At 59.4% G+C, this 2,189-nt stretch carries 2 protein-coding genes; both read left to right on the top strand.

What is annotated here, in order from left to right; genetic code table 11:
• The first annotated feature begins 318 nt into the window (after positions 1-318).
• On the top strand, positions 319-1,269 hold the full coding sequence (locus MOV61_RS29555) for a phosphoribosylaminoimidazolesuccinocarboxamide synthase (protein ID WP_247039042.1): 951 nt from the start codon (positions 319-321) through the stop codon (positions 1,267-1,269).
• 43 nt (positions 1,270-1,312) lie between these two features.
• Positions 1,313-1,915, top strand: a complete 603-nt coding sequence (locus tag MOV61_RS29550; RefSeq protein WP_247039040.1) for a TetR family transcriptional regulator — start codon at positions 1,313-1,315, stop codon at positions 1,913-1,915.
• The last annotated feature ends 274 nt before the right edge of the window (positions 1,916-2,189 follow it).

Raw genomic sequence — 2,189 nt, 5'->3', positions numbered from 1 at the left:
GTAGAACGAAAGTCGTCGTCGCCAGCAGCGCCGCCGCCCTCGTTCAGTGAGCGGGTTATAGATCCCACCACACTTTGAAGTCAACAGCATTGATTCAGAAATCTTGAGAAATCGTATAAATAGTTGTTTTCACAGGATAATCGTGGATTTCTGGGAATCCCGGGGCGTTAATAATCGTTAACCACTCTCTATAAGGAGCTCTTCATCGACCGTGGAACCGAGATACTCGTGAAAACCGCCATTCCTTCCATTCTTGTGCCGCTGCGGCAAAACATGCGATAGCAGAATGCCCCCGAAACTCTCTGGAAAGTGGTCCCCGTGCGCGTTCTCTCCGATGCCTTCATTCCCGAATTGCCGAACCCCTATCGCGGCAAGGTACGCGAGAACTACGATCTGCCGGACGGCAGCCGCATCATCATCGCAACCGATCGCCTCAGCGCTTTCGATCGCATCCTGACCGCAATCCCCGACAAGGGGCATGTCCTGACCCAGACCGCGCGTTACTGGTTCGAGGCGACAAAGGACATCTGCCCCAACCATGTGATCGCCTATCCGGATCCGAATGTGGTAGTCGGCAAGCGGCTCGACATCCTGCCCGTCGAGATCGTCGTGCGCGGTTATCTCGCCGGCACCACCGGCACGTCGCTGCTCACCCTCTATAAGAAGGGAGAGCGGACCATGTACGGGCTGGATCTTCCGGACGGCCTCAAGGACAATCAAATCCTGCCCGCCCCGGTCATCACGCCGACCAGCAAGGCCTTCGATGGCGGCCACGACGAACCCCTGACGCCCAGCGAGATCGTCGAGCAGGGACTTCTGACCGCCGAACAATGGGCGACCCTCTCCCGTTATGCGCTGGCACTTTTTGCGCGCGGCCAGCAACTGGCGGCGGAACGCGGCCTGATTCTCGTCGATACCAAATACGAGTTCGGCACCGATGCCGAGGGCACCATCATCCTTGCCGACGAGATCCATACGCCGGACAGCAGCCGCTACTGGATCGCCGACAGTTATAGTGAGGCCTTCCGCAACGGCACGCGGCCGAAGAGTTTTGACAAGGATTTCATCCGCGCCTGGGTGGTCGAACGTTGCGACCCTTATAAGGATGAGATCCCCGCGATCCCGGCCGAGCTCGTCGAGGAGACCGCCAAGGTCTACCGCACGGCATACGAGACGATCACCGGCGAGACCTTTGTGCCCGATACCAGCGGCGCGACCGTGCTCGACCGTATCCGCCAGAACCTGGCGCCCTATTTTACCGCGCGTTGAACAATGGGCCGGAAAATCGATCCGGCATTATGAAGAGGATAGAGTGCGCAGACCGAGACGCAAGGCGGAAGAAACCCGCGGAGATATCCTCAACACGGCGGAGACGCTTTTCCGTGAACGGGGGATTGCCAAGTGTTCGATCGCCGACGTCGCCCAGGCGCTGCACATGTCGCCCGCCAACATCTTCAAGCATTTCCATTCCAAGGCATCGCTGGCGGACGCTATCTGCGACCGGCATATCAGCCGCATGATCGGCCGGTTCGAGACGCTTGACGAGCCGGCCCCGGCGCCCGAGCGGCTGGCAATCGTCGTGCGCAAATTGATGGAGGCGCATCTCCAGGACCTCCGCGACAATCCCTTTCTGTTCGAGATGATCTTCCTGATGTCGGAAGCCGATCTTCCGAGCGGTCAGCATTACCGGCGGCTGATCGAGAACCTGTTTGCCGATCTGATCCGGCAGGGTGTCGAAAGCGGCGCCTACAAATGTACCGACCCCCAGGCGATCAGCCAGCACGTGGCGGCGGCCTTTGCGAGCGTGCTGCATCCGGTCCTTTTGGCCAAGGCTGGCGAGGCGGAATTGCATGACCGATGTGACGGGCTTGCCAGACTTGTGAATGCTGCGCTGCAAAATCCGCTTGCAAAGTGACGGTTTTATATTTACGTCACTTTCCCGAAGGTAGAACACCGGTCGAAATCCCCTTCTCGACCAGCCTTGTTCCGACCGCTTAGGACGGGTTAATCTCCCCCCGACTTCTGCCCCGGCATATTCCGTCTGCCGTGGCGATTGCCAGCCGCTTTGCCTTGGATGACACCATGACCGGACGCAAACTGATACTTTCCCTGTTTCTTTCCGCGGCGCTTGCAGCCTGCAGCGACTCGGGCCAAAAGCCGGCTGGCAGCGGCGCGGCAGGCGGTGCCCC

This window comes from Neorhizobium sp. BETTINA12A (assembly GCF_023006485.1).
Classification (GTDB): domain Bacteria; phylum Pseudomonadota; class Alphaproteobacteria; order Rhizobiales; family Rhizobiaceae; genus Neorhizobium.
Note: the sequence above shows the minus strand (reverse complement) of the source record. Positions and strands in the feature narration are given on the sequence as shown.